Raw genomic sequence first — 1,211 nt, 5'->3', positions numbered from 1 at the left:
AACTGTCTTGAAGATTTAAAGGTGGGCATGGAAGAGATCATCGAGGCCGTAGAACGGGGATTTAAACTTAAAGGAGAAGGCAAAGTGGAACTTCCCGCCAAGATTGGCATACACCCTAGAAAGGATTCTTTTATTCACGCCATGCCATGCTACATCGGAGGAGAGATAGATGCCTCAGGTATCAAGTGGGTTGCTGGATATCCTTCCAACCAAGAAAAGGAGCTCCCTTATCTAAGTGGCGTAATGTGCCTTAATGATAGCGAAACGGGGTTGGTAAAGGCTATAATGGATGCTTCCTGGATAACTGCTTATCGCACCGGGGCAGCTTCTGCCGTGTGTGCCAAATACCTGGGTGACCCCGACTCAAAGGTGATCGCAGTGATAGGTTTAGGTGTGCAGGGAAGGATGAACCTCGTGGCCTTAATGGAAGTCTTTAAAAAGATAAGGGAAGTCAGGGTGTATGACATTGTATCCCCGCAAATGGAACGTTACGTGAAGGACATGTCTGCTTTGTACAAGGAATGCCAGTTTGTTGCCTGTAGTGACCCCAGAGAAGCAGTTATGGGAGCAGACGTCGTCGTGACCTGTACGCCGATCGTCGAAGATCCGAAAAGATATATTTGTGCCGAGTACTTGAAGGAAGAAGTATTGGCAATTGCCGTTGACTACGATTCGTCCTTTTGCGCTCCCGTAATGGCAGAGGCCGATGTTTTCGTTTGCGACGACAGAAATCAGTATTTATGGACCCAGGAACAAGGAGTTTATTTCCAAGATGGATATCCTGCGAAAGATGGGATATACGCAGATGTGGGCGAACTTTGCGCCGGCTTAAAGGATCCTGTGAGAAAGGGACGTCGAGGTGCGGTCCTGATGGGGATTGCAAGCCATGACCTGATGACATCCCTTTTGGCTTACGATAAAGCCATGGGTAAAGGTATGGGTGAGTGGTTTGAAATTTAAAAAACAAGATTAACGAAGGCAGCTAATTGCAATTGTCATCTCTAAATTTGAAAAGGCCTATTTGTTGGTGAAACCAAAAATATGAAATTACGTTTTGTATGGCGAGAGTGCGAAGGTCGATCGATAGCACCCTCGCCATAAATGTTTTCCCTCAAGTTTTTATGTAACTATGAGATTTACGAATTCGAACTTAAGCGTATCGACCAACCCTCTATTGGTTATTCGTAGTTCCGGTAAAACCGGCAGGGAAA

Annotated in this window: 1 protein-coding gene; it reads left to right on the top strand. The window is 45.8% G+C overall.

Going from position 1 to position 1,211, the window contains the following annotated elements; genetic code table 11:
* A partial coding sequence (locus Q7P41_RS05350) for an ornithine cyclodeaminase family protein (protein WP_303882748.1) occupies positions 1–960 on the top strand: 960 nt, incomplete at its 5' end.
* Between the last annotated feature and the right edge of the window lie 251 nt (positions 961–1,211).

The sequence above is a fragment of the Acetomicrobium mobile genome (assembly GCF_937920065.1).
Note: the sequence above shows the minus strand (reverse complement) of the source record. Positions and strands in the feature narration are given on the sequence as shown.